General features: G+C 61.8%; 15 protein-coding genes. 12 read left to right on the top strand and 3 right to left on the bottom strand.

Going from position 1 to position 18,358, the window contains the following annotated elements; genetic code table 11:
• Positions 1-29: 29 nt before the first annotated feature.
• Both FHP91_RS06345 and recN read left to right on the top strand, forming a co-directional pair.
• Positions 30-914, top strand: coding sequence for an NAD kinase (locus tag FHP91_RS06345; protein ID WP_144308792.1), 885 nt, complete (start codon positions 30-32; stop codon positions 912-914).
• Positions 915-944: 30 nt separating this feature from the next.
• Entirely contained in the window at positions 945-2,612 is a 1,668-nt protein-coding gene (gene recN / locus FHP91_RS06340; RefSeq protein ID WP_144308791.1) for a DNA repair protein RecN, read from the top strand.
• Position 2,613: 1 nt separating this feature from the next.
• On the opposite strand, the gene FHP91_RS06335 is transcribed toward recN, so the two are convergent.
• Together FHP91_RS06335 and fur are read right to left on the bottom strand one after the other, a co-directional pair.
• Positions 2,614-3,174 (bottom strand): TMEM165/GDT1 family protein, encoded by a 561-nt coding sequence (locus FHP91_RS06335; RefSeq protein ID WP_144308790.1) that lies wholly within the window; start codon positions 3,172-3,174, stop codon positions 2,614-2,616.
• A 15-nt stretch (positions 3,175-3,189) separates the two neighbouring features.
• Positions 3,190-3,630: a ferric iron uptake transcriptional regulator gene (gene fur / locus FHP91_RS06330; protein ID WP_144173008.1), complete on the bottom strand. Its 441-nt coding sequence runs from the start codon at positions 3,628-3,630 to the stop codon at positions 3,190-3,192.
• 118 nt (positions 3,631-3,748) lie between these two features.
• On the opposite strand from fur, the gene FHP91_RS06325 reads away from it, so the two are divergent.
• The 7 genes from FHP91_RS06325 to FHP91_RS06295 all read left to right on the top strand — a co-directional run bounded on the left by FHP91_RS06325 (position 3,749) and on the right by FHP91_RS06295 (position 13,375).
• On the top strand, positions 3,749-4,198 hold the full coding sequence (locus FHP91_RS06325) for an outer membrane protein assembly factor BamE (RefSeq protein ID WP_246116235.1): 450 nt from the start codon (positions 3,749-3,751) through the stop codon (positions 4,196-4,198).
• Positions 4,195-5,010, top strand: a complete 816-nt coding sequence (gene dapB / locus FHP91_RS06320) for a 4-hydroxy-tetrahydrodipicolinate reductase (protein WP_281281772.1) — start codon at positions 4,195-4,197, stop codon at positions 5,008-5,010. The genes FHP91_RS06325 and dapB overlap by 4 nt, the downstream gene beginning before the upstream one ends.
• 114 nt (positions 5,011-5,124) lie before the next feature.
• Positions 5,125-7,707 carry a response regulator gene (locus FHP91_RS06315; protein ID WP_144308789.1) on the top strand — a complete coding sequence of 861 codons (2,583 nt, stop codon included), beginning with the start codon at positions 5,125-5,127 and terminating at the stop codon, positions 7,705-7,707.
• 247 nt (positions 7,708-7,954) lie between these two features.
• Positions 7,955-9,094, top strand: a complete 1,140-nt coding sequence (gene carA, locus FHP91_RS06310; RefSeq protein WP_144308788.1) for a glutamine-hydrolyzing carbamoyl-phosphate synthase small subunit — start codon at positions 7,955-7,957, stop codon at positions 9,092-9,094.
• Between the two features lie 78 nt (positions 9,095-9,172).
• Positions 9,173-12,391, top strand: coding sequence for a carbamoyl-phosphate synthase large subunit (carB, locus tag FHP91_RS06305; protein WP_144308787.1), 3,219 nt, complete (start codon positions 9,173-9,175; stop codon positions 12,389-12,391).
• Between the two features lie 4 nt (positions 12,392-12,395).
• Positions 12,396-12,872, top strand: a complete 477-nt coding sequence (gene greA, locus FHP91_RS06300) for a transcription elongation factor GreA (RefSeq protein WP_144308786.1) — start codon at positions 12,396-12,398, stop codon at positions 12,870-12,872.
• Positions 12,873-12,880: 8 nt separating this feature from the next.
• Positions 12,881-13,375: a DUF4149 domain-containing protein gene (locus tag FHP91_RS06295; RefSeq protein ID WP_144308785.1), complete on the top strand. Its 495-nt coding sequence runs from the start codon at positions 12,881-12,883 to the stop codon at positions 13,373-13,375.
• Here the strand turns inward: FHP91_RS06295 and FHP91_RS06290 are convergent.
• Positions 13,364-13,798 carry a YhbY family RNA-binding protein gene (locus FHP91_RS06290; protein WP_144308784.1) on the bottom strand — a complete coding sequence of 145 codons (435 nt, stop codon included), beginning with the start codon at positions 13,796-13,798 and terminating at the stop codon, positions 13,364-13,366. The genes FHP91_RS06295 and FHP91_RS06290 overlap by 12 nt on opposite strands.
• 41 nt (positions 13,799-13,839) lie before the next feature.
• On the opposite strand from FHP91_RS06290, the gene FHP91_RS06285 reads away from it, so the two are divergent.
• The 3 genes from FHP91_RS06285 to FHP91_RS06275 all read left to right on the top strand — a co-directional run bounded on the left by FHP91_RS06285 (position 13,840) and on the right by FHP91_RS06275 (position 18,325).
• A complete protein-coding gene (locus tag FHP91_RS06285) occupies positions 13,840-14,466 on the top strand; it encodes an RlmE family RNA methyltransferase (RefSeq protein WP_144308783.1) in 627 nt (208 codons plus the stop codon).
• Positions 14,467-14,563: 97 nt separating this feature from the next.
• Positions 14,564-16,456, top strand: a complete 1,893-nt coding sequence (gene ftsH / locus FHP91_RS06280) for an ATP-dependent zinc metalloprotease FtsH (protein ID WP_144173047.1) — start codon at positions 14,564-14,566, stop codon at positions 16,454-16,456.
• An 87-nt stretch (positions 16,457-16,543) separates the two neighbouring features.
• Positions 16,544-18,325 carry a M61 family metallopeptidase gene (locus tag FHP91_RS06275; protein ID WP_144308782.1) on the top strand — a complete coding sequence of 594 codons (1,782 nt, stop codon included), beginning with the start codon at positions 16,544-16,546 and terminating at the stop codon, positions 18,323-18,325.
• Positions 18,326-18,358 lie beyond the last annotated feature (33 nt).

Raw genomic sequence — 18,358 nt, 5'->3', positions numbered from 1 at the left:
CCGGATTCTTGTGGTTTAATCTTTGCCCTATGAATCCTGCGTTCAAGACGATCGCTCTGATCGGCAAATACCAAAGCCCCGATGTGGCCGCCGCCGTGCTGCAAATCGGTGATTTTCTGCGCGAGCGCGGGCTGAACGTGTTGATCGAGCAGGGGACGGCAAGTTCCACCCGGCTCGGTTCGGGCTTCGCCGTGGCGACTTACGAAGAGATCGGCGCTGGCGCCGATCTGGCCGTGGTGCTGGGTGGTGATGGCACGATGCTCAATGCCGCGCGGCGCCTGGCCGCGCATGGTGTGCCATTGGTTGGCGTCAACAAAGGGCGGCTGGGCTTTCTGACGGACATCGCGCGTGAGGTCATGGACGTCAGTCTGGGGGCAATTCTCGACGGCGAAGGCGTCGAGGCCCACCGATTCATGCTTGATGTGGTCGTCAAGCGTGGGCCCCGTAGCGTGTTTCATACGGTTGCCCTTAACGACGTTGTGGTTAACAAGGGCGACATTGGCCGCATGATTGAATTCGATGTGCGGATCGACGACGAGTTCGTCTATACCCAGCGCTCCGACGGCATGATCGTGTCCACCCCGACGGGCTCTACGGCCTACGCGCTGTCAGCCAACGGCCCGATCCTGCATCCCGACATGGTCGGTATCGCGCTCGTGCCCTTGTGTCCGCATACGCTCACGGCGCGCCCGATCACCTTGCCCGATAGCTGCACCATCGATATCACATTGCTCGCGCCGCATGACGCGCGGGTGCACTTCGATGGTCAGGAACGCTTCGATGCACGGGCGGGCGACAGTATTCGTGTGACCCGTTCGCCGCATTACCTCCGCCTCATTCATCCACCCGGCTACAGCTATTTCGCCATGCTGCGCGAGAAGCTCCACTGGAGCGCCTCGCCGCGCACGCCCTGACACCGGTTTTTTCGTCCCTACGGTCCATCCATGCTGCGTCGTCTTCATATCCGCGATTTCGTCATTGTTGATGCGCTCGAACTGCATTTCGATGCAGGCTTTGGCGCGCTCACCGGCGAGACCGGTGCGGGCAAGTCCATCCTGCTCGACGCGCTCGGCCTGGTGATGGGTGATCGTGCCGAAAGCGGAGTGGTTCGGGCGGGGCAGGCGCGGGCCGAGATGAGTGCCGAATTCGACCTGCCGGTAGCCGACGACCTGATGCAGTGGCTCGACGAGCAAGCCATCGAGGTGGACGACGACAGCTTGCTGCTGCGCCGCGTGGTCGACCAGACCGGCCGCTCGCGCGCCTGGATCAACGGTGTGAGTGTCACGCTCACGCAATTACGCGAGGTCGGCGGCTGGCTGGCTGATATCCACGGGCAGCACGCTCACCACGCCTTGCTGCGTGCTGATGCGCAGCGCAATTTGCTTGACACCTATGCAGGCCTGGAAGACCAGGTAAAGGCTGTTGCTGCCGCCTGGCAGCAGTGGCAAAAGGCTCGTCAGGCCTGCCAGCGGGCCGAGGCTGACGCCGCCGGTGTGGCGCAGGAGCGCGAACTGCTCGAATGGCAGGTGAAGGAGCTCGACGCGCTCGATTTCAATGCAGAAGCCTGGCGCGAACTCGAAGCCGAACACGCCCGGTTAGGTCACGCCACCGGGCTGCTCGAAGGCGTGTCGGCTGCGGTCAATGTGCTGGACGAAGGCGAGCAGCCGCTGATTGGCGAACTCGAGCGCTTGGCCGTACGGATTGCCGAACTGGCGGCGATCGACCCAACACTTCAAGAACTGCAAGAGCTTCTCAGCAGTGCGGCCATTCAGGCGGATGAGGCAGTTCACGGCCTGCGGCGCTATCGGGATCGTGTCGAGGCGGACCCCGAACGCCTAGCAGATATTGAAGCCCGTATTGCGGCCGTGACCGACATGGCGCGCAAACACCGGGTCAGCCCCGAGGCTCTGGCGGATGTGCTCGCCGAGCGCCGCGCCCGTCTGGACGCCTTGCTTTCGGAGGCCGATCCGGTCGCCCTGCAAGAGAAAGCCGAGGCAGCGCAGCGCGCCTACGCAACACTGGCGGCCGATTTGAGTGCGGCGCGTGCGCCGGTCGCTAAGGCCTTGTCTGAGCAGGTGACTGCCGCGATGCAGACGCTGGCGATGACCGGCGGCCAATTCGACATTGCCTTGCTGCCGACGCCGGAGGGCAGCGCGCATGGCAATGAAACCGTGGAATTTCAGGTGGCCGCCAACCCCAGTCAGCCGGTGCGGCCTTTGGCCAAAGTGGCGTCGGGCGGTGAGTTGTCGCGTATCGGGCTGGCGATTCAGGTGATCACCAGTCGCGCTGCGGCGGTGCCGACCTTGATTTTTGACGAAGTGGATGTCGGTATTGGCGGTCGGGTGGCCGAGATCGTTGGTCGCATGCTGCGCGAGCTGGGTGTGCAGCGCCAGGTGATGTGCGTGACCCACTTGCCGCAGGTGGCGGCGCAGGCCAACTGGCAATGGTCCATCGCCAAGACGCAGCGCGATGGCGAAACGGTGAGTACCGTGGCCGTGCTTGACGACGCAGCCCGCATCGATGAGATCGCCCGCATGCTCGGCGGCGTCAATATCACCGACACCACCCGCCAGCACGCCTCGGAAATCCTCGGCCTGACGCCAACCGCTTGAGTCAGTTGAGGGCGGTGATCAGCGCGGTGAGCATGAACCCCGCCGCGGCGACGCGTCGCATGATGTGACCGGGCAGGCGCTGGGCCAGGCGTTCGCCAACCAGTACTGCCGGTATGTTGGCAATCATCATGCCCAGCGTGGTGCCAAGTACGACCGAGGTCAATCCATCAAAGCGTGCGCCCAGCGCAACGGTCGCGAACTGGGTTTTGTCACCAATCTCCGCCACAAAAAACGCCACCAGCGCGATCATGAACACCCGCCACGCGGTGTGCGCGGGCGGGGTGGTGGTGTCGTCCAGCGTGTCGGGGAGAAGCGCCCACAGCCCGAATGCGACAAAGCTGATGACCAGGGCCCATTTCAGCCAGCCCTCCGGTAGCCACTGGGCCAGCCAGGCACCCGCCGCAGCGGCCAGCGCATGGTTGAGTACGGTGGCGATGAGGATGCCCCAGATGATGGCGCTGCGATGCTTCAATCGTGCGGCCAGCATGAAGGAGAGAAGTTGGGTTTTGTCGCCGATTTCGGCGACAGCGACCAGAGCGGTCGCCGTCAGAAAGGTTTCCAAGTACGCCTGCTTTGATTATTTTTCGTTGTTGTTTCGGTTGGGGCAGTTCTTGCGCAGGCATTCGACGTAGAGATACAGCGCATGCTCTTTCACCGCAAAACCGCGTTCTTTGGCGACGGCGACCTGGCGTTTTTCGATCTCGGGGTCGAAAAACTCTTCCACCGCACCGCATTCGACACACACCAGATGGTCGTGGTGCGCGCCTTCGTTCAGTTCGAACACGGCTTTGCCGGACTCGAAGTGATGGCGTTCGAGCAGCCCGGCCTGCTCGAATTGGGTGAGTACCCGATAGACCGTGGCCAGGCCAATGTCCATGTCGTCATTCATCAACAGACGATAGACATCCTCTGCGGTCAGGTGGCGCTGATCGGTGTGCTGGAACAGTTCGAGGATCTTCAGCCGCGGTAAAGTGGCTTTCAGACCCATGCTCTTGAGGCTCTGCGAATTTGATGGCATGTCGGTGTCGGCCCGCCAGATGTTGGGGAACACGAAAAGTTGGGCGAGACAGTATGATATATTTTTTGCCTTTTCCTGAGAATTCGGGCGTTATTCCACGCCGTTCCTTGAGCAGACCATGCACTCCAAAACCAAATTGATGACCGCAATGGCGGCGGCACTGCTGATCGCCGGCTGCAGCGTGACTGAGTATCTCAGCCCCTATCGCATCGACGTGCGCCAAGGAAACTATGTAACTCAGGACATGGTGTCGCACCTGAAAAAAGGCATGACCCGCGATCAAGTGCGCTTTGCGCTCGGTACGCCTTTGCTGTCGGATGCCTTCCATGCTGACCGCTGGGACTATGTTTATCGCTTTGCGCCTGGCAAAGGTGAAGCGGATCAGCGCGTGCTGACAGTGTTCTTCGAAGGCGATCAACTGGTGCGCGTCGAAGGCGATGTGGTGGCCGGCGATGCCGCTGGGCAACCTGAATCGACCGAGAACCGGATTCGCACGCTGTCCTTGAGTGGCCCTGAGGCGACACCCGCGGCAGAGGCCTCGACCGACGCACAGGAAGCGAAGAAGTGAGCGCACCTCAGCCAATCAAAATTGCCGTTGCCGGGGGCAGCGGCCGCATGGGCCGGATGCTGATCGAGGCCGTGCAACAGTCAGACGATCTGGTGCTGGCGTCGGTGTTCGACCGCGTCGGCAGCCCGTTCATCGGCCGTGACGCCGGTGAGCTGGTGGCCCAGCCTTGCGGCGTGATCATGACTGACGACGTGGCCGCAGCCATTGCGGCGGCCGATTGTGTCATCGACTTCACCCTGCCGGAAGGCTCGCTCGGGCATCTTGAGGTGGCGCGCCAGCTGGGTAAGGCCATGGTGATCGGCACCACCGGTTTCAATGCCGAGCAAAAAGGCCAGATCCAGCGCGCCGCCGAGAGTATTCCCGTCGTGTTCGCACCGAACATGGCGGTCGGCGTAAATGCCGTTTTCAAGCTGCTTGAAGTGGCTGCGCGCATTCTCGATCAGGGCTACGACATCGAGGTCATCGAGGCGCATCACCGGTTGAAGGTCGATGCGCCTTCCGGCACCGCGCTGCGCATGGGCGAAATTGTAGCCGCTGAGCTGGGTCGGGATCTTGAGCAATGTGCGATCTACGGTCGTGAAGGCGTGACCGGCAAGCGCAAAGACGAGACCATCGGCTTTTCGACGATCCGCGGTGGTGATGTGGTGGGTGATCACACGGTGCTGTTCGCGGGCATCGGCGAGCGGATCGAGATCACCCACAAATCGGGCAGTCGCATGCCCTACGCGCTGGGCGCCTTGCGCGGCGCGCGTTTCCTCGCCGGGCGTGAGAAGGGATTGTTCGACATGCAGGACGTTCTCGGCCTGCGTTGATGAGAGTGGCGACCTGATGCATCGCACTCAAGTAGCGATGCATCAGGCCGATAGCGCTTGTGATGGCCCGCTTTTTTGCTAGGGCCGCCATTGTGATCCGGGAAATCTATCCGCGTGGCCTCTCCAGCTTTTCAGGCGCTTCTTGAAGAACATCTTTCGCTTCAGTCGGGCGAAACGGTCGATGCGTGCTTGACGCGCCAGGGCTTCTCGGCCGAACAGGTCGCATTGTTGTCAGCGTTCATGACGGCCTGCGAAAAGAACTGTGCTCTGAGCGCCGACCGTTTGGCGGGTGCTCAGGAGCGGCTGGGCCTGGCCCTGCGCAATACCGACATGGGCCTGTGGGAGTGGGATCTTCGTACGGACGCCGTTCAGGTTGATACGAGCTGGCAGCGGATGCTCGGACTTGACGAGGACGAAAGCGTTAGCGGTTTCCCCGCCTTCTATTCGCGAATGAACGCCGACGATGTGGCGAGCTTCCGCGAGGCGGTGCTGGCGCACCTGCGGGGCGAAAAACATTCGTTCGAGATCACCTTCCGCGCCCGCGACAGCAAGGATGACTGGCGATGGTTGCAGGGGCGTGGTCGAGCCTTCGAAAAAGGTGCGGACGGGCGCTGGTCGCGCATGCTTGGCACCTACCGAGACGTGACGCAGGAGCGCATTGACGAGCAGGCGCTCCGCGAAGCGCGTGACGCCGCCGAAGACGCCAACCGCGCCAAAAGCGAATTTCTGGCCAACATGAGCCATGAAATTCGCACGCCGATGAACGGCATTATCGGTATGACCGAGCTGGCGCTCGATACGCCGCTCGACAGCGAGCAGCGCGAGTACCTCAATAACGTCAAGGCCTCTGGCGACGCGCTGCTGACGATTCTGAACGATATTCTTGATTTCTCGAAAATCGAGGCCGGCAAGATGGGTCTGGAGGCCATCGATTTTTCGATGCGCTCCGTCGTCTCCGATACGGCCAAAACCTTGGCGCTGAGGGCGCATCAGCAAGGCCTGGAGCTGGCCTACGAAATCGCCCCGGAGGTGCCCTCGGTGCTGAAGGGTGACCCTGGGCGGATCCGGCAGATTCTTCTCAACCTGGTTGGTAATGCGCTCAAGTTCACGCCGCGCGGACAGGTCATGATCAGCGTGACGCGGGTCGAGCGCAGCGGGGTGGGCACGACGCTTGCCGTGTCGGTCAAGGACTCCGGTATCGGGATTCCGCAAACCAAGCTGGCGTCGATCTTTGAGGCCTTCTCGCAAGCGGACACCTCGACCACGCGTAAATTCGGTGGCACCGGCCTCGGGCTGGCGATTTGCCAGCGCTTGGTGAGCTTGATGGGGGGCGTGTTGAGCGCGCAAAGCGAGGAGGGCGCTGGCAGCGAGTTTCGTTTTACGATGTGTTTGCCCGAAGTGGCCGCCGCCACGCAGCCCGATGCCAGCCTGATGCGGGGCCGGCGCGCGCTGATCGCCGACCGCAATTTGGTGCTCGGGCAGATGCTTTCAAAGATGCTTGACCGATGGGGCGTGCGTTGCGAGGTCGTCCAGACGGGCGACGGCATGGCAAGAGCGTTGCAGGTGGCGAGCGATAGCGGCGTGCCCTTTGATTTTGTGATGGCCGATTCCGGCATGGCGTCGCCGGGGGGCTTCGCGCTGGCTGAGCGACTCAAGGGCGAGACGGTCTGGCTCGACCGGATCGTGATGATGCTCACTACACATACCCAGCGGAAGGATCTGGCGCGCTGCAAGGATCTGGGCTTGTCGTCGCGCTTGATCAAGCCGTTTTCTGCCGACGAGGTGTGCGAGGTGCTCTCCGCGGCGCTGAGTGGTCAGAGCACCGTGGGCGAAGAGCTGTTCGAGTTCGACCCGGAACTGACGCTCACCCAGTTGAGCCACGGCCGGGACGATAGTCGCACTATCTTGCTGGTCGAAGACAACCCGATCAATCAGGCGGTGGCGACCAAGATGCTGGAAAAGGCCGGCCACCGCGTGACCGTGGCCGGCAACGGCCAGGAGGCCATCGAGGCGCTGGAGGCGTGCGAGTTCGATCTGATCCTGATGGACGTGCAGATGCCGGTGATGGGGGGTATCGAAGCGACACAAGCGATCCGGGCGCGCGAGGCACGGCGAAGCTGGGCGATGGCGGGTCAATGGAAGTCGCTGCCGATCATTGCCATGACGGCACATGCCATGGCGGGCGATCGCCAGCGCTGCCTGGAGGCCGGCATGGACGACTACGTGACCAAACCGATCAAGCCGGCCGATCTGTTCGCGGCCATTGCCAGAGTGTCTGGAGAGGCCGATCTGGAAACGATCGACCCCGATTTGTCCTTGTTGGAAATGTCCACGCGCAGCAGTGGCGTCAGTGTGATGGATCTGGATCAGACCCGGCAATTGCTCGATGGCGACGAAGGTGCCTTGAAGCAATTGGTCGATATCTTTTTTGCGGATTTTCCGAGCAGCCTTCAAAAGCTTAAGACCTCGGCCGGCGCGGGAGACCTGACAGCGCTCGCCGCCATTGCACACACCGTCAAGGGGTCGGTTGGCGTTTTTGGCGCGACACCGTCGCTCGAAGCGGCAGAGGCGGTCGAGCACGCGGCACGGGAAGGCAGTATTGAGCGCGCCCGCGAAGCGCTGCCCGGATTGCTGGATGCCCTGAATCAGTTGGGCAATGCCCTGCGCCGTTCAGTGCTGGCGCGGCCAGCGCGGTGAGGCACCATCTGGGCAAGTGTCGAGCCAGACGTAGCGTTGGCACCGATTTGACCGAGCGGCGACGCCATTTTTGAGCCCGTGCGTTTTTACCGACGTTGCCGGCGAGGCCGAATTTAGCTAGAATTCGGCGAATTTTCTTGTTGATTGCTGAGCGGGATGGGCCGGCTAGGCTTGTCCCGTTTTTCACGTGTGGAGCAGCGCGCGGTTGCGCTGAAATCCTATCAACGGTTGAACCAGGAGTTTCGTCGTGACTCAATTTCCGCGCGCCATCCTCGTCCTCGCTGACGGGACGGTTTTTAGCGGCAAAGGCATCGGTGCAGTTGGCCAGACCGTGGGCGAGGTTGTTTTCAATACCGCCATGTCGGGCTATCAGGAGATCCTCACCGATCCGAGCTATTCACGGCAGATCGTCACGCTGACTTACCCGCACATCGGCAACACCGGTGTGAACGCCGAGGACGTGGAATCCGGCCGGATCCACGCTGCCGGTCTGGTGATTCGTGACCTGCCTTTGCGCGCCTCCAACTGGCGTATGTCCAAAACACTGGACGCCTACCTTCGTGACGAAGGCGTGGTGGCCATTGCCGATATCGACACGCGTCGTCTGACCCGTGTGTTGCGCGAGAAGGGCGCCCAGGCCGGGTGCATCGTTACCGCGGGCGAAGATGGTGTGATCGACACCCAGGCGGCGCTGGCCGCTGCCCGCGCCTTTCCGGGCCTCGCTGGTATGGATCTGGCGAAGGAAGTCACGGCCGAGGCGACTCAGCAGTGGGCTGAGACCGAGTGGGATCTCGCGGACGGCTACGGCGCGCTCGACGCATCGAAGCACCACGTGGTGGCCTACGATTTCGGCGTCAAGCGCAACATCCTTCGCATGCTCGCGTCGCGCGGTTGCCGCCTGACCGTGGTGCCGGCACAAACGCCTGCCGACGAGGTGCTGGCTATGAATCCGGACGGCGTCTTCCTGTCGAACGGACCGGGTGATCCGGAGCCGTGCGACTACGCCATCAGCGCGATCAAGACCATCGTCGACAAGGGCGTGCCGACTTTCGGTATCTGCCTTGGGCATCAGCTGCTGGCGCTGGCCTCCGGTGGGCGCACAGCCAAGATGAAGTTCGGCCACCACGGTGCCAACCACCCGGTGAAAGATCTCGACTCTGGCCAGGTGATGATCACCAGCCAGAACCACGGTTTTGCCGTCGATGCCGACAGCCTGCCGGCCAATCTGCGCGCCACTCACGTGTCCTTGTTCGACGGCAGCTTGCAGGGCATTGCGCGCACCGACGCACCGGCCTTCAGCTTCCAGGGACACCCCGAGGCGAGCCCCGGCCCGCACGACGTCGCCTACCTGTTCGACCGCTTCATCAAACTGATGGATGCGCGTTAGTGATGTGACCGATCCCGGCACAAGCGGGATCGCTTTCTTTTCGACACATCACATTTACCGAGTTATCGAGGCAAGCACATGCCCAAGCGTACCGACTTAAACACTATCCTGATCATTGGCGCGGGTCCGATCATCATCGGCCAGGCCTGCGAATTCGACTATTCCGGCGCGCAAGCCTGCAAGGCCTTGCGCGAGGAAGGCTATCGCGTGGTGCTGGTGAATTCCAACCCCGCCACGATCATGACCGACCCGGAAACGGCCGACGTCACCTACATCGAGCCGATCACCTGGCAGGTGGTCGAGCGCATCATCGAAAAAGAGCGCCCCGACGCAATCCTGCCGACCATGGGCGGGCAGACCGCGCTGAATTGCGCGCTCGATCTGGCCAAGCACGGCGTGCTCGAAAAGTACAATGTTGAGCTGATCGGCGCCAAGCGCGAGGCCATCGACAAGGCTGAAGATCGCGAGAAGTTCAAGCAGGCGATGACCAAGATCGGTCTTGGCTCGGCGCGTTCGGGTATCGCCCACTCGATTGAAGAGGCCTACCAGGTCCAGGCCGGCATTGGTTTCCCGGTCATCATTCGGCCGTCTTTCACCATGGGTGGCAGCGGCGGCGGTATCGCCTACAACAACGAAGAATTCATTGATATCTGCAAGGGCGGCCTTGAGGCCAGCCCGACCAATGAGTTGCTGATCGAAGAGTCGCTGATCGGCTGGAAAGAATTCGAGATGGAAGTGGTTCGCGACCATGCGGACAACTGCATCATCGTGTGCTCGATCGAAAACCTCGATCCGATGGGCGTGCACACCGGCGATTCGATCACCGTCGCGCCGGCGCAGACGCTGACCGACAAGGAATACCAGATCCTGCGCAATGCCTCGATCGCTGTGCTGCGCGAGATCGGCGTCGATACCGGTGGCTCGAACGTACAGTTCGCCATCAACCCCGACGATGGCCGCATGATCGTCATCGAAATGAACCCGCGCGTGTCGCGCTCCTCGGCGCTGGCGTCCAAGGCCACTGGCTTCCCGATCGCCAAGGTCGCGGCCAAGCTGGCCGTTGGTTTCACGCTGGACGAGTTGAAGAACGACATCACCGGTGGCGCTACCCCGGCGTCTTTCGAGCCGTCGATCGACTACGTGGTCACCAAGATCCCGCGCTTTGCATTTGAGAAATTCCCGACCGCCAACGGTCGCCTGACCACCCAGATGAAATCGGTGGGCGAGGTGATGGCGATCGGCCGCAGCTTCCAGGAGTCGTTCCAGAAGGCCCTGCGTGGTCTGGAAGTCGGTGTCTATGGCCTCGATGAAATCGAGGCCGACCAGGATGAGCTGGAGCGCGAACTGGCCTATCCGGGCGCACAGCGCATCTGGTACGTGGGTCAGGGCTTCCGCGAAGGGATGACGCTGGACGAGGTGTTCAAGCTCACCAAGATCGATCCGTGGTTCCTGGCCCAGATCGAAGACATCGTGCTGACCGAGAAGTCGCTTTCCGGCCGTTCGCTCAAGCGTCTCGATGCCGATCAGATCCGTGCGCTCAAGCGCAAGGGCTTCTCTGATCGTCGCCTTTCCAAACTGCTGGCCACCGACGAAACCGCCGTGCGCCTGCACCGTCACGCCCTCGGCGTGCGCCCGGTGTACAAGCGCGTTGATACCTGCGCCGCGGAGTTCGCGACCTCGACCGCCTACATGTATTCGACCTACGAGGAAGAATGCGAAGCCGCACCGACCGGTCGTCGCAAGATCATGGTGCTTGGAGGCGGTCCGAACCGCATCGGCCAGGGCATTGAGTTCGACTACTGCTGCGTGCATGCCGCGCTGGCGCTGCGCGAAGACGGCTACGAGACCATCATGGTCAACTGCAACCCGGAGACCGTCTCGACCGACTACGACACCTCGGACCGCCTCTACTTTGAACCGATCACGCTCGAAGACGTGCTGGAGATCGTGCATATCGAGCAGCCCGAGGGCGTCATCGTCCAGTTTGGCGGCCAGACGCCGCTCAAGCGGGCGCGCGCGCTCGAAGCCAACGGCGTGCCGATCATCGGCACCAGCCCGGACATGATCGACGCCGCAGAAGACCGTGAGCGCTTCCAGAAGCTGCTTAACGACCTCGGCCTGAAGCAGCCGCCCAACCGCACGGCGCGTACGCCAGAAGCGGCGGTGCGCTTGGCGGCCGAAATCGGTTATCCGCTGGTGGTGCGGCCCAGCTATGTGCTCGGTGGCCGCGCGATGGAAATCGTGCACGAGCAGAAAGACCTCGAGCGCTACATGCGCGAGGCCGTCAAGGTCTCCAACGAGTCGCCCGTGCTGCTCGACCGTTTCCTGAACGATGCGACCGAAGTCGACGTCGATGCCTTGTCCGATGGTGACCAGGTGATCATCGGCGGCATCATGGAACACATCGAACAGGCCGGCGTGCACTCCGGTGACTCGGCCTGCTCGCTGCCGCCGTATTCGCTGCCTGCCGACCTGCAGGACGAACTGCGCCGACAGACCGCGGCCATGGCCAAGGCGCTCAAGGTGTGCGGCCTGATGAATGTGCAGTTCGCCATCCAGGGTGAGGGCGAGGCTGCCGTGGTGTATGTGCTGGAAGTGAACCCGCGCGCATCGCGCACCGTGCCCTTCGTCTCCAAGGCTTGCTCACTTCAGTTGGCCAAGATTGCGGCGCGCTGCATGGCCGGGCGCTCGCTGGCCGATCAAGGCATCGTCGGTGAGATCGTGCCGCCGTATTTCTCGGTGAAAGAGGCTGTCTTCCCGTTCAATAAATTCCCGGGTGTTGACACCATTCTCGGGCCCGAAATGAAGTCCACCGGCGAAGTGATGGGCGTTGGCCTCACTTTTGCCGAAGCCTTCGTCAAGTCGCAGATCGCCGCCGGCGTCAAGCTCCCGCAAGGCGGCACCGCCTTCATCAGCGTCAAGCCGACCGATCGCCCTGCGGCGGTGGATGTGGCGCGGCAGTTGCACGACCTGGGCTTTGGTCTGGTGGCAACGCGCGGTACGGCATCGGCAATCGAGGCGGCGGGGATTCCGGTCGCCGCGGTGAACAAGGTTAACGAAGGTCGTCCGCACATTGTGGACATGATCAAGAACAACGAAATCTCGCTGGTCATCAATACGGTCGAAGAGCGTCGTCAGGCAGTGACTGACTCGCGCTCGATTCGTACCAGTGCGCTGGCTGCCAAAGTGACGGTCTATACCACTGCAGAAGGCGCCCGCGCTGCCTGCATGGGCTTGCGTCACCTGAATCAACTGGAGGTGTACGCGCTGCAGTCGCTGCACGCGGAACTGAACTAAGACAATGAACAAGATTCCTTTGACCGTGAACGGAGCCGAGTTGCTCCGCCAAGAACTGCATCAACTCAAAACTGTCGAGCGCCCGAGTGTTATCGCGGCGATTGCCGAAGCGCGTTCGCATGGCGACCTGTCGGAGAATGCCGAGTACGATGCCGCCAAAGAGCGCCAGGGATTCGTCGAGGGGCGAATCAAGGAAGTCGAAGGCAAGTTGTCGATGGCGCAGATCATCGACCCGAGCGTGCTCGACGCCGACGGCCGTTGCGTGTTTGGCGCAACCATCGAACTCGAAGACCTTGAGACCGAAAGCGCTGTGACCTACCAGATCGTCGGCGACGATGAGGCCGACATCAAGTTGGGCAAGATTTCGATCAGCTCACCGATCGCGCGTGCCCTCATTGGCAAATACGCCGGTGATGTGGCCGAAGTGCAGGCACCCGGCGGCGTACGCGAGTACGAAATCATCGACGTTCGGTACATCTGAGTCATTCGATGACATTTACCGTCGCCCGCCTGCAGCGCCTGATCCTCACACTTTGGGTCGGTGCGATGTGGGCGGTGGCGTATCTGGTGGTGCCGGTGCTGTTCAGCGCGCTCGACAACCCGGTGTTGGCGGGGGCGCTGGCCGGCAGGTTGTTTGAAAACGTGGCATGGCTTGGGCTCGTATGTGGCGCCGGCCTGCTCGTTCTCCAGTTTTCACGGGGTCACGCTTCGCCGTTACCGCGTGTTGTGGTGATTTGTATCATCGGCATGTTGGCGCTGGTGTGTGTCGGGCAGTTCGTGATTGACCCGATGATTGCCGGTATCAAGGCCGAAGCCGGACCGGCTGGCGCCATGGCCGGGGCTCAGAAAGACCGCTTTGCCATGTGGCATGGCATCGCCAGCGTGCTCTATCTGTGTCAGAGCCTGCTGGGTGTCTTGGCCGTCTGGCGCGCCGCGGTGCCCGAAGGCACGATCGCGGACGCGTCAGCGCGTTCAGCCACGTGACTGGCGACGCGGTGCGCTGGTGCGCGCCGTGCGGGAGGCCGGTTTGCCGCGGTTTGCGGTGGTGTCGCGGGTGTAAGCTGCGCGTGCCTTCGGTTTGTCGACAGACGGGCGGGGGGCGCGTTTCTTGACTTCGACCGCCGGTTTCTCTTCGGCCGGGGCTTCACGCCAGAGCACGAGAATATTGCCGATATGCTGAATGCTGGCGGCGCCGGTCTGCTCGCAGATGTCGGCCATGAGCTGCTCTCTGGCATCGCGGTCTTCACCATAGACGCGGACCTTGATCAGTTCGTGGGCAGCCAGGTTGTGATTGATTTCTGCCAGCACCGAGGGGCTCAACCCGTTGCCCGCAACACTGACCACCGGATTCAGATGGTGGGCGCGGGCGCGAAGAGCACGTCGCTGGACGGGCGTGAGGTCAGTCATGTTGTTGATCCATTTGGGGAAAAGGACGCGATTCTACTCCTATGAAGCGTAGCAAGACCAGCAAGGCGTGGATGCGCGAGCATCTCAACGACACCTATGTACAGCAGGCGCGGGCCGCCGGTTATCGCGCCCGTGCGGCCTACAAGCTGCTTGAGATCGATGAAAAAGACAAACTGATCCGGCCGGGCATGGTGGTGGTCGATCTGGGTGCCGCGCCCGGCTCGTGGAGCCAGGTGGCGGCGCAGAAGGTCGGTGACAACGGGCGGGTGATCGCCCTCGACCTGCTTGAAGTGCTGGGTATGCCACGTGTGACCTTCATTCAGGGCGATTTTCAGGATCTCGCGGTGCTGCGCCAATTGGAGTCGACTCTCGATGGCCGGCCGGTCGATCTTGTTTTATCAGATATGGCCCCCAATGTATCCGGCATTGGTGCGGCGGATCAGGCACGATCGATTGGCCTGTGCGAGTTGGCGCTTGATTTCGCGGTTCAAAATCTGACGCCAGGGGGTAACTTCCTGGTGAAGGTGTTTCAGGGCAGCGGCTTTGATGCGTTCCGGCGCGCCATGCAGGCCGCTTTTCGTTCTGTGGTTGTTCGAAAGCCCGCCGCCTCGCGGGACCGCAGTTCCGAAGTCTATTTGTTGGGGCTGGGTGTCAAATCGGCCGATTAGAGGCAGGCAAGTGGTGTTTGTTTTGCCTGCGGGAACGTTCACCCATAGAATGGGTCTGCATCACTAGTGCCCCTGCCGGGCGTTCAAGGAAGTCGCGTTGAATAATCTTTTCAAGAATCTGGCGATCTGGATGGTGATCGGCGTCGTTTTGATGACGGTCTTCAACCAGTTCAATAAACAGCAGCTTTCGCAGAATACGATGGAGTATTCGCAGTTCATGCAGGAAGCGAAAGCCGGCAAGATCACCAAGGTCCTGATCGACGGACGTGTGGTGCGCGCCACGACCCAGGAAGGGCGGAACATCGTCGTCTATACGCCGGGTACGCAAGACCTGTGGATGGTCTCCGACCTGATGCGCTATGGCGTCAATGTCACGGCAGGCAAGCCGGAAGAAGAGCAGTCCTTCCTGGCCAGCATTTTCGTGTCCTGGTTCCCGATGTTGCTGCTGATCGGCGTGTGGATCTTCTTCATGCGGCAGATGCAGGGCGGCGGGCGTGGTGGCGCCTTCTCCTTCGGCAAATCGAAAGCGCGGATGCTCGACGAAAGCGCCAATACGGTGAATTTTGCCGATGTGGCCGGGTGCGATGAAGCCAAGGAAGAAGTGTCCGAACTGGTCGACTTCCTGCGTGACCCCTCCAAATTCCAGAAGCTGGGCGGCCGTATTCCGCGTGGCGTGCTGATGGTCGGCTCGCCGGGTACGGGTAAAACGTTGCTCGCCAAGGCGATTGCCGGCGAGGCGAAGGTGCCGTTCTTCAGCATTTCCGGTTCCGACTTCGTCGAGATGTTCGTCGGTGTCGGTGCCGCCCGCGTGCGCGACATGTTCGAGCAGGCCAAGAAGCAGGCGCCGTGCATCATCTTCATCGACGAGATCGATGCGGTTGGCCGTCAGCGTGGCGCTGGCCTGGGCGGCGGCAACGACGAGCGCGAACAGACCCTCAACCAGTTGCTGGTCGAGATGGACGGTTTCGAGGGGTCGGCGGGCGTGATCGTCATCGCCGCCACCAACCGTCCCGACGTGCTCGACCCCGCGCTGCTGCGTCCGGGTCGTTTCGACCGTCAGGTGGTTGTACCCCTGCCCGATATTCGTGGCCGCGAGCAGATCCTGCGGGTGCACATGCGCAAGGTGCCGATCGCGCCCGACGTCGAGCCGATGGTGCTGGCGCGCGGCACGCCGGGCTTTGCTGGTGCCGACCTGGCCAACCTGGTCAACGAAGCGGCCTTGTTCGCAGCGCGGGCAAGCAAGCGCCTCGTCGATATGGATGACTTCGAGAACGCCAAAGACAAGATCATGATGGGCGCAGCCCGTCGCTCGGTGGTGATGCCTGAAGAAGAGCGCCGCAATACGGCCTACCACGAGTCGGGTCATGCCGTGGTGGCCAAGCTGCTCGACAAGACCGATCCGGTGCATAAAGTCACGATCATTCCGCGTGGCCGCGCGCTTGGTGTGACCATGCAGTTGCCGGCAGAAGATCGTTACAGCCAGGATCGCGAACGTCTGTTGCAGACCATCGCCGTGCTGTTCGGTGGCCGTATTGCCGAAGAAATCTTCATGAAGCAGATGACCACGGGTGCATCCAACGACTTCCAGCGGGCGACCGACATGGCGCGCCGCATGGTGACGCAGTGGGGCATGTCCGACGTGCTCGGCCCGATGGTGTATGGCGAAGAAGACGGCGAGATTTTCCTCGGCCGTCAGGTCACCACGCACAAGAATGTGTCTGAATCGACGATGCAGAAAGTCGATGCCGAGATTCGTCGCATTCTTGATCAGCAGTACGCGATTGCACGCAAGCTGATCGAAGCCAATTCCGACAAGGTTGAGGCAATGACACAGGCCTTGCTTGAGTGGGAAACGCTGGACGCCGACCAGCTCGACGACATCATGGACGGCCGTGCGCCGCGTACGCCCAAGCCGGCTTCGATGCCGCCGACCCGACCGGGTGATGATTCGCCAGGTGCAGCGCCAACGGCGCCCGCGCCGGCGGCGTGATCGTCGTTGTGTGATTCGAATGGCCGGCCTATGCCGGCCATTTTTCCATTCATTCTCGATTTTTCGCACTGCCATCAGGACTGACGCATGACTGCTGCTCCGATTCGCTACTCCATTCAGCCTATTGATCTTGCAGGCCATCTGTTTTCAGTGAGTTGCGAGATCAGCGCACCGGCACCGGCGGGGCAGTGTCTGTCCTTGCCCGCCTGGATCCCTGGTAGCTACATGATTCGCGATTTCGCGCGAAACATTGTCAGCATCGCCGCCGAATCGGCGGGGAAACCGCTTGGATTGGAAAAACGTGACAAACACACCTGGCAGGCTGAGCCGGTGGCTGATGGCGCGGCGCTGCGGATTGTCTACACCGTCTATGCGTGGGACTTGTCGGTACGCACGGCGCACCTGGATCAAACGCATGGCTTCTTCAACGGGACGAGTGTCTTTCTGGCCGTTGAGGGGCAAACCGATCAACCCTGCCAGGTCGACATCTTGCCGCCACCGGCCGATGCCGTCGGCCATTGGCGCGTTGCCACGGCCATGCGCGAGGCGGTGGGTGTCGACGGGGCGGCGCACCGACATGGCTTTGGCTGGTACGAAGCCGACAGCTACGATGAGTTGATCGACCATCCGGTCGAGATGGGCGACTTTACGCTGGCGAGCTTCGACGCCGGCGGCGTGGTGCACGAGATCGTGCTGACTGGTCGGCACGACTGCGATCTGGCGCGGCTATGTGAGGATTTGGCACAGGTCTGCCAGTGGCAGATCGATCTGTTCGGCGCGCCGCCACCCATGTCGCGCTATGTGTTTTTGACCATGGTGGTGGGTGATGGCTATGGCGGGCTGGAACATCGCGCGTCCACCGCCTTGCTCACGCGTCGCGACGATCTGCCGTTCCATGGCATGGACAAACAGACCGAGGGCTACCAGCGCTTTCTCGGGCTGTGCAGTCATGAGTATTTCCATAGCTGGAACGTCAAGCGCATCCGGCCGGCGGCTTTCATCCCCTACGACTTGTCCCGCGAAACCCACACGCCCTTGTTGTGGTTGTTTGAAGGCTTCACGTCTTACTACGATGATCTGGCGCTGGTGCGTAGCGGGGTGCTCGCGGTCGAGGACTACCTCAGTTTGCTTGGCAAAACGATCACTCAGGTGCAACGTGGCGCCGGACGCCTCAAACAGAGCGTGGCCGCATCCTCTTTCGACGCGTGGACCAAGTACTACCGTCAGGACGAGAATGCCGCCAACGCGATCGTCAGCTATTACAGCAAGGGCGCACTGATTGCCTTGGCGCTGGATTTGCAGATCCGGCTGCACAGCGAGGGGGCGCAAAGTCTGGATGATGTGATGCGGGCCTTGTGGCAAGCGCATGGACAAACCGATATCGGCGTTACCGAAGAGACGGTGTTTTCGATTGTCAAAGCCGTCGGTGGCGCGACGATCGCCCGCTGGTTGCGCAAAGCGGTCAGCGCGGCCGAGGATGTGCCGCTGGCGCGCTGGCTGAAAAAGATCGGTGTGCAGGTGCAGATCGATGTGGCTGGCGCCCCCTCGCTCGGCGCACGCCTTGGCGCTACGTCGGGTCCCGCGGTGCTCTCGGTAGTGCATGAAGGTTCAGCCGCGCATCGGGCGGGCTTGTCTGCTGGCGATACTTTGATCGCCATCGATGATCTGAAAGTTTCGGCAGAGACGCTGATGCCGATGTTGGCGCGCCGCGCCGCAGGCAGTGCGGTGCGCATCCACGCTTTCCGCCGCGATGAGTTGATGTGTTTTGATGCCGTACTCGACCGTGGCGACAGCACCACCCGTCTCGCGCTGCTTGAGCGTCCGGCCACGCCCGTGCGTCGATTGCGGCATGCTTGGTTGGGGCGCTAGGCGGTCTTCAGTCGACCCACGGGGACGACAGGC

Source organism: Denitromonas halophila, assembly GCF_007625155.1.
Classification (GTDB): domain Bacteria; phylum Pseudomonadota; class Gammaproteobacteria; order Burkholderiales; family Rhodocyclaceae; genus Nitrogeniibacter; species Nitrogeniibacter halophilus.
The sequence above is the reverse complement of the archived record's forward strand: the minus strand, read 5'-3'. Positions and strand labels throughout refer to the sequence as shown.